We start from the raw sequence: 19,109 nt of genomic DNA on the forward strand, positions 1-19,109 counted from the left end.
CGACTGATCTTCTCCTGCAACCGGCTGTTGCAGATAGGTTCCTTGCACAGAGCTAATAACCAGCCCTATAGGTGGGAAATCAACCTATCCACCCCGGACAAGGTTCAGTTGCCAGCCAGCGCCTCATGCCCTGACAAAGCCAGATACAATACCGCAGATGATGTCACAGATGTGATGCACATCACCACCACGACGACACCCCTATGACAAACCAAACATATCGAGTTGCATTGGTGATGGTGGCGGTTCATCCAATGGCTCAACCAACGGTGCCCCGCGTTCACGCAGACGCGCTGCGATCTGGCGGCAGAGGTCTGGTGAGCGGGATTCATCAGGGCAATGCATAAACAGGTAGATGCGCGGATCGGTCTGTGCCCATTCTGCAATCCGTGCCGCCCATTCATCGAGAAACGGGGCATTACAAGCCAAATCGGGATGACCGATATAGCGTATCAACGTTGGCCCACTGCTGCGCAACGGTCGTAATGGCACATCGGGTTTACGCTCTCGTGCATCGGCAAGCAGTGAACCAGCCGGATCGGCCGGATCGCGGATTGGACGAACATCCATTACAACCCGCCCCACCTGATAGCGGTTAAGGAGCGTCATCAGTGGTTCCTCGCCCAGTGGCAAATACCAGTCGGGATGACGAACCTCCACTGCCAGCGCAACATCACGTGGCCAACCGGCCAAAAACCGTTCCAGATCGGCAAGACGAGCCGGACCGTAGCTCGGCGGTAGTTGCAAGAAGAACGGACCACAGCGCGATCCTAGACCTTGCATTCGTTCAACGAAGGTCTGGGCCTGCGGCAGGCGCTCGACAAGGAAGCCGTTGTGACTCACTTCACGCGGCAGCTTACAACAAAAGTGAAAGGTAGGAGGAGTCTCTTCGACCCAGCGTGCAACCATCGCTGCCGATGGCGTTGCGTAAAAAGTCGTATTTCCTTCCACTGTCGTCAGCTTTCGGCTATAGAGCCTGAGAAACTCGCTGCTGCGTGTTCCTGGTGGGAAGAGATCACCTACCCAACCGTGATAAGCCCAAACTGCGCATCCAATTCTAATCATGCATACTCTTAAAAGCGCTCGCTAATGACCTTAGGCTGAGTAAACAGACGTAGGTAATCGGTGCCACCGGCCTTGCTGTCAGTGCCTGACATCTTAAAGCCACCGAATGGCTGCACTCCAACCAGAGCACCGGTACACTTCCGATTGAAATAGAGATTACCGACATGAAACTCTTCGCGAGCCTGCTCCAAGCGTTCGAGACTCCGGCTGTAAAGACCACCGGTCAGACCGTATTCAGTATCGTTTGCAATAGCCAGGGCCTCGGTGAAATTGGCAGCACGGATGAAGGCCAGCACCGGACCAAAAATCTCTTCCTGGGCAATACGGGCATGAGGATGGACATCAGCAAAGATGGTTGGATTGATGAAAAAGCCACCATCCTTGACCAGTTCGTGATCAATGACTTCACCACCGGTAACCAGTCGGCCCTCTTCCTGACCAATCGCAATATACTGACTGATGGTGTCAAAGGCCCGCTGATCAATCACCGCGCCTAGATCGGTTTCTGGTTTGGTAGGATTCCCAAGCCGCAACGCCTTCGTCTTCTCGACGACTCGCTGCAAGACCTGATCGTAGACCTGATCAACGACAATTGCGCGTGAGCAAGCACTACATTTTTGCCCCTGAAAACCGAACGCACTCACCACAATACCGGTTGCCGCGGCTTCCAGATCGGCAGTTTCATCGACAATAATTGCGTCTTTTCCACCCATTTCAAGGATTGTGCGCTTGAGCCAGTTCTGACCAGGTTGACGCACAGCAGCCCGCTGTTGAATCCGCAGACCGACATTCTTTGAACCGGTAAAGCCAATGAAGCGCACCAACGGATGATCGACCAGGAAATCACCTAAGACCGCATCTTCCCCGGTCACCAGATTCACAACACCAGGCGGTAACCCAGCCTCTTCGAGAATCTGGACGAGAATAGCCGCAATGACCGGTGCGCGTGGTGAGGGTTTCAACACGACCGTATTCCCCACGACAATCGGCGCAACAGTGAGTGTCGTCACAATTGCCAGCGGGAAGTTCCAGGGAGGTATCGCCAGTCCAGGCCCTAACGGCAGGTAGCGCAGCTCGTTATCCTCACCGGGGTAAGGAACGAGGGGTTGCCGTTCGCCCTGAAGTGCAATTGCCTGACGCGCATACCACTCACAAAAGTCAATCGCTTCGGCAACGTCGGCATCGGCTTCAACCCAGTTCTTGCTCACCTCGTGCATCATCCATGCAGCCAGTTCCTCCTTCCGCCGCCGCATGATTGCCGCGGCCCGCAACAACACCTGTGCGCGCGCACTAACCGGTGTACGCGACCAGGTGCGGAACGCGGCATCAGCCGCCAGCAATGCTTGATGGGCCTGCTCTTGCGAGGCACTACTGGCATAGCCCACAACTTTTTTCGGTTCTGCCGGATTGATCGAAGGCAATTTACGCTCAGTCACAATCCGTTCACCACCGATAATCAGCGGATAGGTGGCGCCCAATTGCCCGGCAACATGACGAATCGCTCGCTGCATCGCCGTCCGTCGGTCGCCACTGTCAAAGTTACCAAACGGTTCATTTTGAAATGGGGTCAGCATAAACTGCTCCTTACCATCATTTTGCGAAGCTGCTGTTGATTGACATTGTACACGGATCTGCTTGAACAATGTGGAACTGCTTTTGCGCTGACGAGAATGTATCCCTACGGTTCTATCTCGCGCGGCACGCGCGGTAAGATGCCGGTCAATACTTCGTAGCTGATCGTTCCCAACCAACTAGCAATCTCATCAACACCTATCGAATCCTCTCCCTGTTGTCCTATGAGTGTGACGGTATCACCACGCTGAACGCCAGGAATATCGGTTACATCGACCATCGCATAGTCCATGCAAATGCGCCCGACAATCGGTGCCCGTTTCCCTCGAATCAGCACTTCCCGCCACGGCGGTGAACGACGCAGCCCGTCGGCGTAACCTACCGGAATAGTAGCAATGCGCGATGGGCGGGCTGTGATAAAGGTACCACCGTAGGAGATTGGCGTGCCAGGCGGGTGTTCCTTGACCTGCGCTACTTCACTGTAAAAGCTTAGTGCTGGCCGCATGCCTGGCAAGAGGGGAACAGCAGCCCCTGGCGCCAATCCGTAGCAAGCCAATCCTGGTCGAACCATATCGAAATGGCTGGCCGGAAAGCGCAATGTCGCCGCACTATTAGCCGCATGAAGCAGTGGTGGACGTAGACCGGCTGCGGTAAGTTCGGTAACCAGTGTTTGGAAACGAGCCAATTGCTGCTCGGTTGGAGTTGGGTCGTCTTCATCGGCGCGGGCAAAATGGGTGTAGAGCGCAACAACCTCGATGGCAGGGAGATCGCGTAATCGGGTCAGAAATGGTGCGACCTCAGCCGGTGCCAAACCCAGACGAGCCATTCCGGTATCAACTTTGACATGCACACGGGCAGGGCGTCTGATTTCGGTAGCAGCATTACTAAGTGCTAGAGCCGTATCGTAATCGAAGAGTGTTATCATCAGATCGAGCCGGATCGCTTCGGCGACCTGCCACGGCGGCGTGTAGCCTAGCACCAGAATCGGCGCGTGAATGCCCTGTACGCGCAATGCCCGTCCTTCCCCAAGGGTCGCAACAGCCAACATCTCGGCCCCTGCTCGCAATGCCGCCCGCGCTACTCGTGCTGCACCATGCCCGTACCCATCACCTTTAAGCACGATCATCAGTGGTACACCGGTATGAGTTCGGAGCGCACGAACATTGTCGGCAATGGCAGTCAGATCGAGATGCACCCAGGTTGGACGTGCCGGATCACCGATCCGCACACTACGCCAGGCCGGTTCCTGGCGCACGAGGTGATGTTCTGGCGGACAGTCGGCAGCTAACAGAGGAGCTACAACCTGTTCAAGCCGCTCACCAGCTCCACCCGACACCAACACCAGATCGCCCTGGTTGCGTTTGTTGGGCAAAGCAGCACGTGCCGCTTCGTTGGTATCAACGACGTGAATGGGAATGGCGGGGTTGGCCGTCCGTGCAGCCTGGGCCATCACTGCCGCCCCACCCCCTTTGAGTACCAGGTAATCGGCACTACGGGCCGCTAGAGCACCAAGTTCGGTTAGAAATGGCGTTGCATCAATGGCAGGCAATTCGGTGGGCGTACCTAAAACGGCAATGCGGCGTTTGGCCGTCAAGGCAGCCATGGTTTGCATTGCCGCCACCATGGCTGCTGGAGTAGCATTGAAACTATCGTCGAGAATGAGTTCACCATTGGTGCCAGGTAGTGGACGTAAACGCCCCGCCGGTGCTGCAAGATGAGCTAGGGCGTTTTGGATCGCCTCCGGTGGAACGCCGCATATCAGTCCAACCGTAACGGCAGCCAGTGCCGCCATCACACCGGGAAGGCCCAAAAGCGGGGTTGAAACGGGAATGGTTACTTCCCGGCTTGAAGCAACAAAATCCACACCATGACGGTGGCAGGAAATATCGGTTGCCCGCACGGCACACTCATGACCGGTGCCATAGCAAATATTTGCCGGTGAAATCCCTTCGGCGGCAACCACCATTACTCCTTTGTCGGCCAGGAATGCGGCCATCGCCGTATCGGCAGCGGGTGTTACCACCGCGATCTGAGGCGGAAACGCCGTTGCCAGCGGAGCCAGATGCTCACCGGCAAACTCGAGCACTGCGTAGCGGTCAGTCTGACTGAGACGGGCCAGTGCAATCGGTAATCCGAGGAGCGAATTGAAATTACGACGACTTTGAAAGGTAGGCGCCTGCATAGCTAACACGGCCGCAATCGCTCGCCGCGCCAGAGTCTTCCCGATCCCACCGGTCACAGCGATCACCGTTGGCTGCAACGTCCGCAGGCGTGCACTTGCCCAACGGAGCAGTACTGTCTGTGGATCAGCACAGATGATTACCGTTGCATTGCCAGCATCATGCGGTGGACGCACACACAAGACACCACGCGCACCGGCAGCTATCGCAGCCGGAATATAATCGTGACCATCTGCCCGTGCAGTGCGCAACGCAATAAAGCACTCTCCGGCAGCGGTAAGCCGCGAATCGTAACTCCAATCGGTGAAGGTGTCGGCGTGGATTGGCTCGCTAACCGTTCCACCGGCCGCAATCAGTTCGGCGAGTTGAATGTTCATTCGTCTTTATACCTTCAATTCATCTTGTTAATTCGGGTTATAATACAGCCTATGAATAACGCATCTTCCACCACAGCAACGACAACTCATACTGGCGTCTCATGGCTCTGGGTAATCATAGCGCTCTTTGCCCACACTGGATGGGGTGCGTATCCAGTCTTGGCGCGCTATCTCCAAACGATCAGTCACTTACCGAGCATGGCTATCCTCACGCTCGGTAATCTCCTGGCGCTGATCGTATATGTACCGTTTGCCTACCGGCATATTCGCACAGACATCTGGCACACGCCGATTATCTGGTTGTTTGCACTAGTCGTCAGTATTCGGGCAATGACCAATCTCACTTCAGCACGCTTCACGTTAGCCATCTACGTGCAACTTATCACATTGCTTACACCACTTATTGTCGCCCTCTTGAGCAAATTGTTCTTTCGCAACCGCTTACCTCGCTTCACACTTCCGGCCATTGGCCTTTCGTTCTTTGGCTCATTATTGATGATGAGTGGCGATCTCAGCAATGGTACTGTGTTGCGCCTGACCGAAAGCGATGTCCTGGGCATCGTCATTGCCCTGATCTCGGCATTTGCGTTAGCCTTTTACATGATACTGATCCCACGTGCAACGTCGGTTAGCAATATCAGCGCCGAAGCGATGTTGTTTGTGCAACTGGTTGCCCTCACGATAACATGCGGCGCAATGAGCCTCGTGCTCGGCGAGCAATGGTACCAGTTTGCCGTTATCGGGCCACACGATTGGGCGGTCTTCGCAGCCTTTGTGGTCTTCGTTCTCCTGGGAGCCAACCTCGGCCAGATCGTTGCCCTTCGCCAACTGGGTGCGCCGCTGATCAGTAGTACGATGGGTTGGCGACTGATCAGTGCATTAGGTTTGGCCGCATTGCTCCTCGGTGAGCAATTGCAGAACCTTTGGCAGGTGTTGGGAGCGATCATCGTGCTAGTCACAATTACGGTCTACCTGCAACAGCAATACCGTGCCTGATACGAGCTGAGACAATGATGAGCACCGTTATTCGCTCGCTATCTGTCACTCCTCTTGACATCCCGCTGCGTAATCCGTTTGGGATCGCCGGCGGTAGTCAGGAGATCGCCCGTAATCTGTTAGTGACAGTCGAACTTGTCAACGGCATTCGCGGTTATGGTGAAGCAGCGCCTTTTCCGGCCTTCAACGGTGAAACCCAGGCCAACGCACAGCAGGCGATTGAATCAGTACGTTCAGCAATCGAGGGTGCTGATGTGCGTGAATGGCGAGCGATTGCCGCGCTGCTGCGTGATCGGATTAGCACAAGCGGATCGGCGCGCTGCGCTATCGAGACAGCAATTCTCGATGCCCTGACCCGCCATTATCGGCTACCGCTCTACGTCTTCTTTGGCGGCGCTGGGCATACGCTCGAAACCGATATGACGATCACGACCGGTACGGTCGAAGAAGCAGCGTTAGCCACGCTGGATATTCTCGAACGGGGTATCCGTCAAATTAAGATTAAAATCGGTGGCAGTGATCTAGCACACGATCTGGCCCGCATCACGACAATCTATGCGCTGGCACCAGAGGCCCCGCTCATCCTCGATGGGAATGGTGGTCTTACTGCCGAACAGATGCTCGAACTCCTTGGCGCCCTGAGCTTGCAGCGGATCGTTCCGGTACTGGTCGAACAACCGGTTGCAGCCGATGATTGGGCTGGTCTGCGTCAACTGGTGCAATGGGGTGGGGTACCGATTGCGGCCGACGAGACAGCGAGTAGCTCGTTAAACGTCTTACGAATTGTGCAGGAACGCGCAGCCAATGTCATCAATATCAAACTGATGAAGAGCGGGGTAGTTGAAGCACTCGAAATTGCAGCGATTGCCCGTGCTGCGGGACTGGGGCTTATGATCGGCGGTATGGTCGAATCGATCCTGGCTATGACCATGTCGGCCCATTTCGCGGCCGGGTTAGGTGGGTTTCGTTTCGTCGATCTCGATACGCCGCTCTTTCTGGCAACCAATCCTTTCCAAGGTGGTTTTCGCTTACGCGGGGGTACCATCGAACTCGATCATATCACAGCCGGGCACGGTGTTGAACCGTTGTAACGGAACTCGTCACGAGCGTACATAACATATTGTGCAATTCAGCCATAGCCGCTGACGCATTTGTTCCTTTATACTAAACATATACGTTATATCCGCATTGATGCCACCTGCACGTCGCAACGGTTGCGGCGGCAGGTGCTTATTGTGTTTGGAGCACGCATGACAGCGCGACTCTTAATAGCAGACGATGAGGCATTGATTCGATTCCACATACGTGAAGTATTACTCGCACTCGGTTATTTGATCGTCGGCGAAGCGGCTGATGGTCAGCAGGCAGTTGCAGTAGCGCGCCAGGTACGACCTGATTTGGTGCTGCTCGATTACAAAATGCCCTATCTCGATGGTCTAGAAGTTGCAACGATACTTCACCAGGAGGGCTTAGCGCCGGTTATCCTGCTTACGGCATCAGCATCACGTGAACTGGCCGAGCGAGCACGAGCCGCAGGGGTGTTTGGCTGTCTCATAAAACCATTTCGCGATACCGACCTCTTGCCGCTGATCGAGATTACGCTTGCACGCTGGCAAGACTATCAAACGCGACGGAAGGAGATGCTGACGTTGCGAGAGCGTCTGGAAACGCGCAAAGAGATTGAACAGGCCAAGGGTATCTTAATGGATGAGCACGGCTTGAGTGAAGCAGAGGCATTTCGCCGGATTCAACAACTGGCAATGCGTAACCGTAAGACAATGCGCGAGGTGGCGCAGGCGATTCTCTTAACCCATCAGTTATCACATAGACAGATCACTGGACAATAAACACTTCGGACAACACCTGACATACGAATGAGCCAGGTTTCAACCCAATCTGACATCACCGGTAGGGACGAGCCGGTTGTACCAGGTTACTGAAAGAAACCCGTCCCTACCGGTAATAATGTGCATAATAGAAAAGACAACAGTGAGTGGTCACCAGATAACTATCAGAACCGGCTTTCGTCATTTAAGAGCTATACTACAGACCCGATTCTTTCCAGTACGCTTTGCCGTCAACTCGGCATAATCGGCGGCCAACAACAATTCAGCTGGTGTTTGGGCATCTTCAGGAAAGACGGCCACACCCATACTCAGCGTATAACCCGGAATAACCTGACCATTCAACGATCCTGTGTACTCAGCTTCGGCGCTCCGACGAATCTGCTCGGCAACCTGCAATGCCTGCTGCCTATTGGTATCTGGCAAGATAATCACAAACTCCTCACCACCATAGCGAGCCACAAAGTCGATGTCACGCACACATTGCGTTAACAGGCGGGCAACTGCACGTAGCCGTTGATCACCGGCCAGATGGCCATAAGTGTCGTTATACTGCTTGAACGAGTCGACATCTATCATGACCAACGCCAGCGGATACCCATAATGGCGAGCACGCACCAGCTCACGTTCGAGAGCACGATCAAACGCACGCCGATTCGCGATTCCGGTAAGACTGTCCGTTACTGCCAGAGATTCAACCTCTGCATACAACCGTGCATTCTCAAGTGCAGTTGCGGCCTGGGTCGCCAGGCTTTGTCCTAACTGCACATCGGTATCGTTAAAATCAACCGCATCAGCGGTACGACCAACGACAACCAGACCGTACACTGCGCTCTTTAAACCGGTTGCCAGCGGCAAGATGAGCAACTTCATCTGAGCAAACCGGAACAGAAACGTACTATCATCAGCCGAATGAGGCTGAAGACGCAACGGTTCACATTCCGTTAATGCGCGGTACAACATGGGTTCTGTACGTAGACTGTATGCGGTGGTCAGTGGCATACTACCGCTTGTCACTGCTTCACATGCCTGTACAACAACCAACTGTTCGGATGCCGGCTCCCATCGTAAGACAATACATATTGCCGCTCGTAGTGCCTCGACGGTATGATGAACAACGGCTTGTAAGATCGCCTCTGCCTCCAAACCAGCACTAAAATCACGAGCAGCCGCATACAGCATGCGCTGCTCTTCACTGCGCCGCTGCGCCTCACTATACAAACGGGCATTTTCGATAGCCAGCGCAGCCTGACTGGCAAAAGCTGCCAAATACGTAGCATGCTCCTGACGATAAAAATAAGGCTCAGTTTTATCGAGTGAAAAGAAGGCTATCACCTGCCCATGGGCAATAATCGGTGCTCCTGCCCATGAACGCACATGGGACGCCGCTTCGATATGAATCCAACCGGGATAGGAAGCTGTATCCGAAATGATGAGTGGCCGTCTGGTTTCAATCATCCTCTGCAAGTTGGGTGTCGTCGCAATCTCGAATATAACGGCTTCAGCAGCACGAGCAACCTTTTCGCCGAATTGTTCATACCCACGGAGGTGTGTCAGGTAAGCACGGATGGGTTGTTGTTGCGCATCATGCTCAACCATCATGACATTTGCCGAGTCATACGGTATAACGCGCTGCAATTCATCGAGAAGCCGCTCAAGAACCGTGTTAAGGTCAAGAGTTTCACTCAGCGCCAGTCCTGCCTGGCGTAATGCTTCGGCTAATTGCCGTTGTTCTCGCTCGGCTACCAGCAGTCGGGTTTTCACGATTGCCAGTGCAATCTGGGCCGCTGCCTGTTCACCAAGAGATATTTCTTCGGCGGTAAAGCGGTGCGGTTGGTTAAATCCAATCAATGCAGCCCCAAGCTTCTGCTGCTCGACAATCAACGGTAACGCCAGCATTGAACGGGTTGGTAACAACGCTGCAATCCGTGGACTGAGGTATGGCGTGTTAGACAGGTCTTCCACGGCTAAAACCTTGCCAGCCTGCAAGACGGCCTCTGTGAGGGTTGGCTCACCAGGTTCAGCCCGAATCTGCACATAATAATCGTGTAACTCATCGTTGGCCGCTGCTGGCGCCGGTCGTTGCAGATGGTCATCCCACAGGGTGATAAACGAGCCATCTGCCTCAAACAACACTCCCAGCCGATTGGCGAGCAACCGCGACATTTGTTGAAGGTCATGGACCTCCAGCGCTGCTCGGGTAATCTCGTTTAGCAGTGCCATCCGACGGGCATACTGGCGAGTAGCAGCCAGCAGACGGCTATTTTCTAGCATGGCCGCAGCCATGTACGCCAGGGTCTGACCGCCGTGAACTTCATCTTCCGAAAAGAGTTTGATAACATTACGATAGACCGCAAACGCACCAAAGAGACCATGAGACCCGATCAGTGGAAAAACCGCATACGTGTGAAATCCTTCGTGCACGATGACCTCGCGTAATGCAGCAGTTGCCGGATCGGTTTGCGCATCGGTAATGACTATTGGCTGGGGTCGCTGTAACAGTCGTGCGCCTGGAACTTTATGAAAGAAGCGGTTAATCGCATCAACGTATTCTCTGGAAAGACCATTCGCATACGGACAACTCAAACTATCTGTTTCACGGTCATAGAGATACACCGCTGTCCGGTCAGCGCTCAATACCTGTTGAGCAGCTTTCATAAGCGTCGTGTAAAAGGTTTCCAGATCGACGGCAACTAACAGCTCGCCAATTGCCTGCACAAGATACCGCTGGCGTTCAGCATGCTGGCGCTCGGCAGCAAGCAGCTCTTGCTCGTGGGTCACATTGCGCCAGACGTGTATATAACCGAGTGACAGCCCCTTTCGGTCGCGAATCACCGAAACCGTTCGCCGGAAAATGTGCTGCACTCCTTCACGATGAAAGACAATTTCCTGTTGACCTTCAGCCATAACATCACGGGCAAATGTTAGTCCATGCAGGCGCAGTACATCGCGAAAATCATGGCCGATAACCTCTTCACCACATTGAAAGAGTTGACGGGCTGCCGGGTTCAGATCAATAACGCGATACAGATGATCGAGCACAATCACTGCATCTTGCAGGTTGGCAATGATCATTCGCGCAGCGATAGGGGTTACGTCAAATAACCCTACCCGAAAAAAGCCAACCGCCAACAACACTCCTGAAGCGGAAAAGAAAAATGGAGTGGGGTCGAACCAACTACGTGGCAGGCCACCGAAGAGATAGACGGCATTTCCCATCAGTGGCACGAGCGTGCTACCAACCATAAACAGAGCTTGCAGCCGGTATAGTTTTGGAACCTGTACAGCAAACCAGACGAAGCGAATAATACCGCTAACGATCAATCCGTAAGCATACGTGGTATGCACCCAAAACCAAAATCCCCTGCCGATTATGTACAATTCACGATGACCGGCAGGATCGAGTGCCACGCCTTGCCAGATGAGACCATGCCATTGATTAGTGAACACGAGAAGACAGGTTATGATCCCAGGGATAAATAGCCAGCGCTGGCGAGCTGGAGTCAACCAATCGGCACGACCGGTGTATTGCAAAGAAAAGATCAACCACAGTGGTGGAATAGCCGCAATAGCAAGATATTGCAATTGAGCTGCGAGTACCTTCCCCTGCAACTCAGGTACGAGCAGTTCAACAGCATACAATACCGACCACGCACTCATCGCCGACAGCAAGAACGCCAGTACAAGTGCACCAGGCTGACTCGCTCGCCGAAACGCATAATAGGCGATACTGCCGGTCAGACCAGCACTGATCCAGAGAAACAGAATGGAAGCGAGTAATTCTATCGGCATGATCGTGTAACTTCTAACCGCTAAAATAATCTGCTATTAAGAGATGTATCCTGCTGTATTCCTAATTTAACGCTACAACATGATATAACGTTTAGAAGTTTTTTCGTAAAGTGCTGAATTAAGATAGGCTTCTAATTCCTCTGAGAAAAGGTAGTACAATCATACATAGCAGAACTGAAGTCTAGTTAACAGATGATACCTCATTCTGCTCAGGGTTTTCAAAGTTTTTCCCTACCCCGGCAGTTGGGAGGTAAGGAGAGGTTTCCAGACTGTTCGCAGCCCGTGCGAAAGCATGCAGCTCTTCGTTCGGACGGTAGCCTGCGGCCAGACCCTCGTTGTCTCGCCGAATCATACTCGTCACTCCCTAATCCCCCTCCCCCCACTTGCAGGGGGGCTTGGGCGGGGTGACGCAAGCGGGGGCTGGGGATGGCGTGCTAATGTAACGAACGATGGGTACCAGCCGTGTATGGCTTTTCAGAGTTATCAGGTGTTGATCGTGTTCACCGATGAACATCTTTCGCACGCATTACTATCCCACATAGTTTCCCTGGGTGCGCGGGCCTTTGGCCCGCATTGGGCAGGAATGCTAGATATGGCATATGGCGGTCGGGTTGAGCACCCGCCCCTACCCTATGGTTGCGAGACCGATTCGCTTGCGACGTAGCCGGTTTTGCGGGGGGATTGGGCAGTCGCCCCTGCGCGGGCGGGTTGGGCAGTTGCCCCTACAAGTCAGGGACGGGCGTCATCGGCGAGACAAACAGGGGGAAGCAGCGCACAGTCGGAACGGGAAGCAGTACATCTCCGCACGCGCAGTAGACGAGTTGGGAATCTCTCCATTCCTCTCCTCACATTGCCTCTACCGCGCAAGGTGAGAACGTTGAAAAGCCTTACCAGCCGTATAGGGTGATCACGTGGCAGCCAGCGCATGTCTTATCAGCATGCCCGGCGCTTCTCACCCCAACCTTTTTCCTCGTCTACATAGGGCGAGGAAAGGGGATCATGGGTAGGTCGGATGCCCGCTCCAGATAGCTTGTTGATAGGGCGGGCAATGCTTGCCCCACAGTATGTCGCACAAGGCGGGCCGGAGGCCCGCGCACTCTTCCGCTCATTGTTGGCAATAATCTGAAAGATTACGATAATGATATTTTGTATCTCTTTGCTATTTCATTGTACAATACCCCATGAACACGTGGCGTACCGGTCAGGACTGACGGTAGTCCATAGGTAGGGGGCAATCTTCAGCGAGCCTCACGCAGACTATCTCAACACACCATCAGAGACAGTTTCCTCCTCTACGGTACGGTGAAAGTCATTATTTTTGGCAAACACCAGCTATTGTCTGCAATACCTACTCGATACAGTACTTCATTAGAGATATTGAGGCAAATTTAGTAATCGGAGGACACTCTCATGAGTTCACGACCACTGTCTAGAACGGGTGCTCTACTCATCGGTCTAACCTTTACCGTAATTGGCCTGGTCGTACTGTTCATCGGCTTGTTCTGGCTGAACGCGACTAGTGAGCGTTTAAAAAGGATGATCGATGGTACAGGTACTGTAGTCGAAGTCACTCGACGGCGTATTGGTGATGATATAAACTACTATCCACGAATCGAGTTCCAAACGCAAACTGGCGAGACTTTCCAGTTTGAGAGCAATACTGGTGGTAGTTCCACCTCCTACCGCGTAGGTGATCAAGTACTGATCCTGTATGACCCGCAAATGCCTCAAGACGCTACGATCAATTCCTGGTATGAGATATGGTTACCACCAATCGTTGTTACTATATTGAGCCTTTCCGGTCTTGCGCCGGGCATGTTTGCGTTGGGCTTGGCACTTTTTGCTAAATCCTGAATCTCGATACCCCGAAATAAAGGATTGAGGCAATTCCTACTGAAGCATGGCTTCAACAGGCCATATGACACCAACGTAGCGCAGGCAAGAGGATTATTTTTCAGACAAACTATAAAAACCGCTTTCACTGATCGATTATGCCGGTTCTGTGACCATAAGCGCTTCCGCTAATCTAGCAGCATCAAGCGTAAAAGCTCGTCCGAAACCACCAATATACCGCGCCTCGTGGAGCGTGACACGGAATAAGGTGAAATCCGGCAGGGCAAACAGGTGTTGCTGTGCAGGTAAACGCTGTAAGTATATTGATTGTGCTGTCGGAAAGTCGGGCGAATGCCTTGGTATGTCTTGAGCAGAACCTTGTAACGTGACACGGGCCAACGCTTGGGGGTCGGTAACACCTTGCGGTGAGGCAGTGATTAACAGCGAGAGCGGTGAACCGGCCAGCAGATGATTGGTATGCGCTGCCAGGCGACTCAACAAAAGCAGTAGACCCGGTGTGTGTCCATCCCGTCGTTCAACGGCGTACAGCACATAAGACACAAATGGCACCCCGTCAGGAGTAACTGTACCGAGTGCAGCAGCCTGTTGCTCTTCGATTAAACGGCGTAAGGCCAATCGATCTTCATAGCGCATAGATTGTCCTCTTCTCATTGCCTTCCCAGGAAGCGCAATCTGGTTTCGCGATCTACAGACAGTTTATCAAATGATGAGATGAATTGTCACGGAGGATAACGAGATAAGCAACGAGGCTGCTTTGTCGTGTTTTTTGCAGGGGAAATAGAAATGAGAGCCTATCGGAAACATCCTGTTGGCAGAGCTGACGATTAGCCACATCAGAGGAGCGGCGTAGAGTCAGTTCGTGAACCACCCCCACGTTCGCAATGTCGGTTCTGACCGGCGATACACGGCAACACCATACCCCGCCTGCGGGATTCATCGGACGGTATATAGCGGCGCTGTGTCCCGTCCGTCAGAGTTCACTCATAAGATAAGGCGTCTTCTTCCCCACCATGCAACTCCATCGGTATCAGGCTGTTGTCCATCATATTATTATGACCTGTGTTCACCCGTCGTGATGTGGCAACGAATATTCGGATGGAGCGTCAGTTGTAGTGATGAGTTCCCAAGCCATCCCAGATAGAATGCTGATGAGACATCGACGGTTTCGGTCGCCCATCATGGGCGCCAAAGGTTCACTCTCAGACAAGAGAAACTCGTCTCGGTATCACACAAAAGTAGAATACCCGTAGGTGTAACCCTACGGGTATCACAATTTGGTAGCGGCGGCAGGATTCGAACCTGCGACCTTCGGGTTATGAGCCCGACGAGCTGCCACTGCTCCACGCCGCGATGATAAAGGGTGACAGAAAATCTGTCACCCCTATGAACGGGTGCATGGACCTAGGTTCCCAGCGGTGAGCCGCCAGTAGGATCGGCGCTGCGGTGTTTCACGACCCGGTTCGGGATGGGACGGGGTGGGTCCACCGCGCTCCACACACACCCATTGGGAGAAGAGACCGTCGTCCCTTCACCCCTCACGCGATTGCTTGCTCGTGCACCCTGTTTTCCTGCTGCCGGTCGGTTCGCCGTGACGGAAGGAAGCCCTCGCCCCTGCGCACCGGTCGCCTCTACGGGTCACCCCGCCTCCAGCTCCGGCCGCTTGGCCCGCTCATCTCGCGGGGGGCTTACCAGCCTTGCGCTGTGAGAGCAGTCGTCTTGCGGCGTGTTTCCCACTTAGATGCTTTCAGCGGTTCTCACTCCCGGACATAGCTACGGAGCCTGCAGGACGCCCTACAACTCCTCCACCAGCGGTCCGTCCAGCCCGGTCCTCTCGTACTAGGGCCAGCCCCGCGCACTGCTCTAGGCGCTCAGAGCGGATAGAGACCGAACTGTCTCACGACGTTCTGAACCCAGCTCGCGTGCCGCTTTCATGGGCGAACAGCCCAACCCTTGGGACCTACTCCAGCCCCAGGATGCGACGAGCCGACATCGAGGTGCCACGCTCCGCCGTCGATATGAACTCTTGGGCGGTCTGAGCCTGTTATCCCCGGGGTAGCTTTTATCCGTTAAGCCACAGGCCTTCCACCCGGTCCTGTGGGATCACTACGGCCGACTTTCATCCCTGCTCGGCCGGTCTGCCTCGCAGTCAAGCGCCCTTCTGCCGTTGCACTCCACGGCGGATGACCATCCCGCCTGAGGGCGCCGTTGCGCGCCTCCGTTACCCTTTAGGAGGCGACCGCCCCAGTCAAACTACCCACCAGCCACCGTCCCCGCCTGCAGCGGGTGAGGGCAGCGCAGACCGAAGAGTGGTATTTCACCGTCGGCTCCAGCCAGCCCGCAAGCCAGCCTTCTCCGCCTCCCACCTATCCTCCGCATCGGCCTCCGCTACCCGATGGCAAGCTGTAGTAAAGCTCCACGGGGTCTTTTTGTCCCGCTCTGAGTTGGCCGCATCTTCACGGCCACTGCAATTTCACCGAGCCCCCGGTCGAGACAGTGCCCAGGTCGTTATGCCTTTCGTGCGGGTCGGAACTTACCCGACAAGGAATTTCGCTACCTTAGGACTGTTATAGTTACAGCCGCCGTTTACCGGGGCTTCGGTTTGGAGCTTGCACCCCGCCCCTTAACCTTCCGGCACTGGGCAGGCATCACCCCCTATACGTCGCCTTTCGGCTTGAGCAGGGAGCTGTGGTTCTGGTAACCAGTCGCCCGGGCCTGGACCCTGCGGCTGCCTCGCGCTCCACCCGCCAGGGGTTTCACGCTACGCGCAGCACCCCTTCTTCCGAAGGTACGGGGTCAATTTGCCGAGTTCCTTAACCGGGGGTCACTCGTCCACCTTGGTCTCCTCGACCTGTCTACCGGTGTCGGTTTGCGGTACGGGCGTGGAGGGTCTCCCGAGCCGGCCTTTCTTGGCTGCACAGGCGCCTCGCCATTGGGAGGCGGAGGTCCGCCCCCCTTTCACTCGCCTCTCGGTCACCGCCGCACGGATTTGCGTCGTGCGGCTCCCTACCGGCTTGGACGGCGCTCGTCTCGCCGCGGCGACTACCCCTCAGCGTCCGGCATTGGTCAAGCGACCGCTCCACGGTACAGGACTATCAACCTGTTGTCCATCAGGTCAGGCGTGTGCCGTCCCCTTAGGCCCGACTACCCTGCCGCGGTGCACCCGTGCGGCAGAACCCTTAGACGTTCGGTGGCGATGATTGCGACATCGCTTCTCCGTTACTCATTCCGGCATTCGCACTCGTCGTCACTCCAGCGACGCTTCCGCGCCGCCTTCGCTGCGACGACGACGCTCCCCTACCGTTTGCCGATGGCAAACCCGCAGCTTCGGTGCATCGCTTTGCCCCGTTACAGCGTCGGCGCAGCGCTGCTTGACCAGTGAGCTGTTACGCACTCTTTCAAGGATGGCTGCTTCTAAGCCAACCTCCTGGTTGTCTGAGCGGCGCCACAACCTTTCCCACTCAGCGATGACTTGGGGACCTTAGCTGGCGGTCTGGGTTGTTTCCCTCTCGACGACGGATGTTCGCACCCGCCGTCTCACGCGCGGTGCCCACCCCTGGCATTTGCAGTTTGCCGTCGCTTGGTAAGCGGTGAAGCCCCCGCACAACAACAGGGCTCTACCTCCAGGGGAACCAGAGCCGCGGCTGTACCTCAATACATTTCGGGGAGAACCAGCTATCTCCGTGTTCGATTGGCATTTCACCCCTACCCACAGCTCATCCGAGCCTTTTGCAACAGACACCGGTGCGGCCCTCCACGTCCTGTTAGGGACGCTTCAGCCTGGCCATGGGTAGCTCACACGGTTTCGGGTCTATCCCCGGCGACGGTCGCCCGTTTCAGGCTCGCGTTCACTCCGGCTCCGGCTGGCACTGCCTTAACCACGCCACCGAGGATAACTCGCCGGATCATACTCCAAAAGGCACGCGGTCACCGGTGTTTCCGGCTCCCACGGCGTGGAAGCACACGATTTCAGGGTCTCTTTCACTCCCCTCACCGGGGTACTTTTCACCGTTCCCTCACGGTACTGTGCGCTATCGGTCACTGCGTGTAGGTTGCCTTGGACAGTGGTCTGCCCGGCTTCAGCCCGGGTTCTTCGTGCCCGGACCTACTCAGGAGCGACCCACCCGGCTAAGGCGCTTGCCTACGCGACTCTCACGCTCTGCGGTGCAGGGTTCCACACTGCTTCGGCGCAGCGCGGTCGCCTGGGTGACCGACGAGCAGGTCGGTCAGGGGTCGTCCTCCAACCCCGCGTGCGCAACGGCTGCTCCCTTGGACACGCACGCGGTTTAGGCTGCACCCGGTTCGCTCGCCGCTACTACGGGTGTGGTTTACTCTTCCTCCGGCTACTGAGATGTTTCAGTTGGCCGGGTTCCCGCTCCGCATCAGCGGAGCGCTGCCAGCTGGCAGCGGGTTGCCCCATTCGGAGACCTCCGGATCACAGCCTGCACGCGGCTCCCCGGAGCATATCGGTGCCGTGCCCCGTCCTTCATCGGCACGCAGCGCCATGGCATCCATCGTGTGCTCATCATGTCTTCCTTCCGTCACGGCCAACCGACCGTGACCCGGTCACACGGTGCGGGTGGACGCACACACCGCTGACCGGCAGCAAATAACTCTTTGCAATCGCGTGAGTTGTTAAGGTACGACACGCCCGTTGGCGAAAAAAAGCGGTGCAGGCAAAGTGCGCTGCGCCGGAAGCAACGGGCCAATTGGTTGCGGAGCGTACCGCTGTGGGTCGTCCTCCGTGTCATCGCCGGAGCGATTGACGAGGAAGAGTATAGCAAGCCTGGCGGATTTTGTCAAGCGGGTTAGGAGCGGGATTCACAGGTACCACAGACGACCGGATGCCGCACCCGTTCTACCACACCATGACCGTCGCTGAGCGCATCACGATGCCTCAATCGGTGTGCATCGCTGTACCGGCGACGGTTCGGCAGATAGTGCGCACACGGAGCAGGGAGCCGGACTGTCTCGATGCCGCTGACTTCGATGGAGGTCACATATTCTATGAGCAGTCTGGTACTGGCGGTATCATTCATTAGGGGAGGAAAGCACTTTAGAACATACTTGAAAGTATGATCAAAAACCCAGCTTTCTCATTGGGCACGCCCCGTACCCATAACCACTGGGTAAGGAAGGGGTCTAGGAGGGAAGGTAAGGGGGCGCCAGGCGTGCTCCGCAGCACCAGCGCTGAACCCGGTGCTACCCGTTTCTATCGCGTCGAAAAGACGTAAGCGTTCCCCGCCACCGTTCCTCGTATCATTCTGGAGATGCAATGGCCAAGTCTTATCAACAGCCCACTTCGTTGATGAGGCGATTCGTTGCTCGCCCCTTCAGCCGACGCCCCTGCTGAGCGCCTGATCAAAACCACGAGTTTCTGATCACATTCTTAGATGCGCTCGCAATTATTGCCGGGCCAATTGGGTAGGCAG

At 55.3% G+C, this 19,109-nt stretch carries 10 protein-coding genes, 1 tRNA gene and 2 rRNA genes; 4 read left to right on the plus strand and 9 right to left on the minus strand.

Annotated features, from left to right (window positions below; translation table 11 throughout):
• Window positions 1–201: 201 nt before the first annotated feature.
• The 3 genes from QTO31_RS02270 to alr form a co-directional block, all read right to left on the minus strand.
• Window positions 202–1,065 (minus strand): DUF72 domain-containing protein, encoded by an 864-nt coding sequence (locus QTO31_RS02270; protein ID WP_301427962.1) that lies wholly within the window; start codon window positions 1,063–1,065, stop codon window positions 202–204.
• Between the two features lie 8 nt (window positions 1,066–1,073).
• Window positions 1,074–2,639: an L-glutamate gamma-semialdehyde dehydrogenase gene (gene pruA, locus QTO31_RS02275; protein ID WP_301427963.1), complete on the minus strand. Its 1,566-nt coding sequence runs from the start codon at window positions 2,637–2,639 to the stop codon at window positions 1,074–1,076.
• Between the two features lie 104 nt (window positions 2,640–2,743).
• A complete protein-coding gene (alr, locus tag QTO31_RS02280; RefSeq protein WP_301427964.1) occupies window positions 2,744–5,194 on the minus strand; it encodes an alanine racemase in 2,451 nt (816 codons plus the stop codon).
• A 51-nt stretch (window positions 5,195–5,245) separates the two neighbouring features.
• Between alr and QTO31_RS02285 the strand changes: the two genes are divergently transcribed.
• The 3 genes from QTO31_RS02285 (at window position 5,246) to QTO31_RS02295 (ending at window position 8,037) form a co-directional block, all read left to right on the plus strand.
• A complete protein-coding gene (locus QTO31_RS02285; RefSeq protein WP_301427965.1) occupies window positions 5,246–6,190 on the plus strand; it encodes a DMT family transporter in 945 nt (314 codons plus the stop codon).
• A gap of 17 nt (window positions 6,191–6,207) precedes the next feature.
• A complete protein-coding gene (locus QTO31_RS02290) occupies window positions 6,208–7,281 on the plus strand; it encodes a dipeptide epimerase (protein ID WP_081910043.1) in 1,074 nt (357 codons plus the stop codon).
• Window positions 7,282–7,440: 159 nt separating this feature from the next.
• Window positions 7,441–8,037, plus strand: a complete 597-nt coding sequence (locus QTO31_RS02295) for an ANTAR domain-containing response regulator (RefSeq protein WP_031460446.1) — start codon at window positions 7,441–7,443, stop codon at window positions 8,035–8,037.
• A gap of 180 nt (window positions 8,038–8,217) precedes the next feature.
• Here QTO31_RS02295 and QTO31_RS02300 read toward each other — a convergent pair whose 3' ends face one another.
• Complete coding sequence (locus tag QTO31_RS02300) at window positions 8,218–11,826, minus strand: histidine kinase N-terminal 7TM domain-containing protein (RefSeq protein WP_301427966.1); 3,609 nt, start codon at window positions 11,824–11,826, stop codon at window positions 8,218–8,220.
• A gap of 181 nt (window positions 11,827–12,007) precedes the next feature.
• Window positions 12,008–12,178: a hypothetical protein gene (locus tag QTO31_RS02305; RefSeq protein ID WP_301427967.1), complete on the minus strand. Its 171-nt coding sequence runs from the start codon at window positions 12,176–12,178 to the stop codon at window positions 12,008–12,010.
• Between the two features lie 1,058 nt (window positions 12,179–13,236).
• Here QTO31_RS02305 and QTO31_RS02310 point away from each other — a divergent pair.
• Window positions 13,237–13,680, plus strand: a complete 444-nt coding sequence (locus QTO31_RS02310; RefSeq protein WP_031460444.1) for a DUF3592 domain-containing protein — start codon at window positions 13,237–13,239, stop codon at window positions 13,678–13,680.
• 135 nt (window positions 13,681–13,815) lie between these two features.
• Here the strand turns inward: QTO31_RS02310 and QTO31_RS02315 are convergent, their stop codons facing one another.
• The 4 genes from QTO31_RS02315 to QTO31_RS02330 all read right to left on the minus strand — a co-directional run bounded on the left by QTO31_RS02315 (window position 13,816) and on the right by QTO31_RS02330 (window position 18,215).
• The gene (locus QTO31_RS02315; protein WP_301427969.1) at window positions 13,816–14,313 is read right to left on the minus strand and encodes a pyridoxamine 5'-phosphate oxidase family protein; all 498 of its coding nucleotides are present in this window, start codon (window positions 14,311–14,313) and stop codon (window positions 13,816–13,818) included.
• A 642-nt stretch (window positions 14,314–14,955) separates the two neighbouring features.
• A tRNA-Met gene (locus tag QTO31_RS02320) sits at window positions 14,956–15,030 on the minus strand.
• Between the two features lie 38 nt (window positions 15,031–15,068).
• Window positions 15,069–15,183: ribosomal RNA gene (rrf, locus tag QTO31_RS02325) — 5S ribosomal RNA — on the minus strand.
• Between the two features lie 90 nt (window positions 15,184–15,273).
• A 23S ribosomal RNA gene (locus tag QTO31_RS02330) occupies window positions 15,274–18,215 on the minus strand.
• Between the last annotated feature and the right edge of the window lie 894 nt (window positions 18,216–19,109).

It is taken from the genome of Chloroflexus sp. MS-CIW-1 (assembly GCF_030444705.1).
Classification (GTDB): Bacteria; Chloroflexota; Chloroflexia; order Chloroflexales; family Chloroflexaceae; genus Chloroflexus.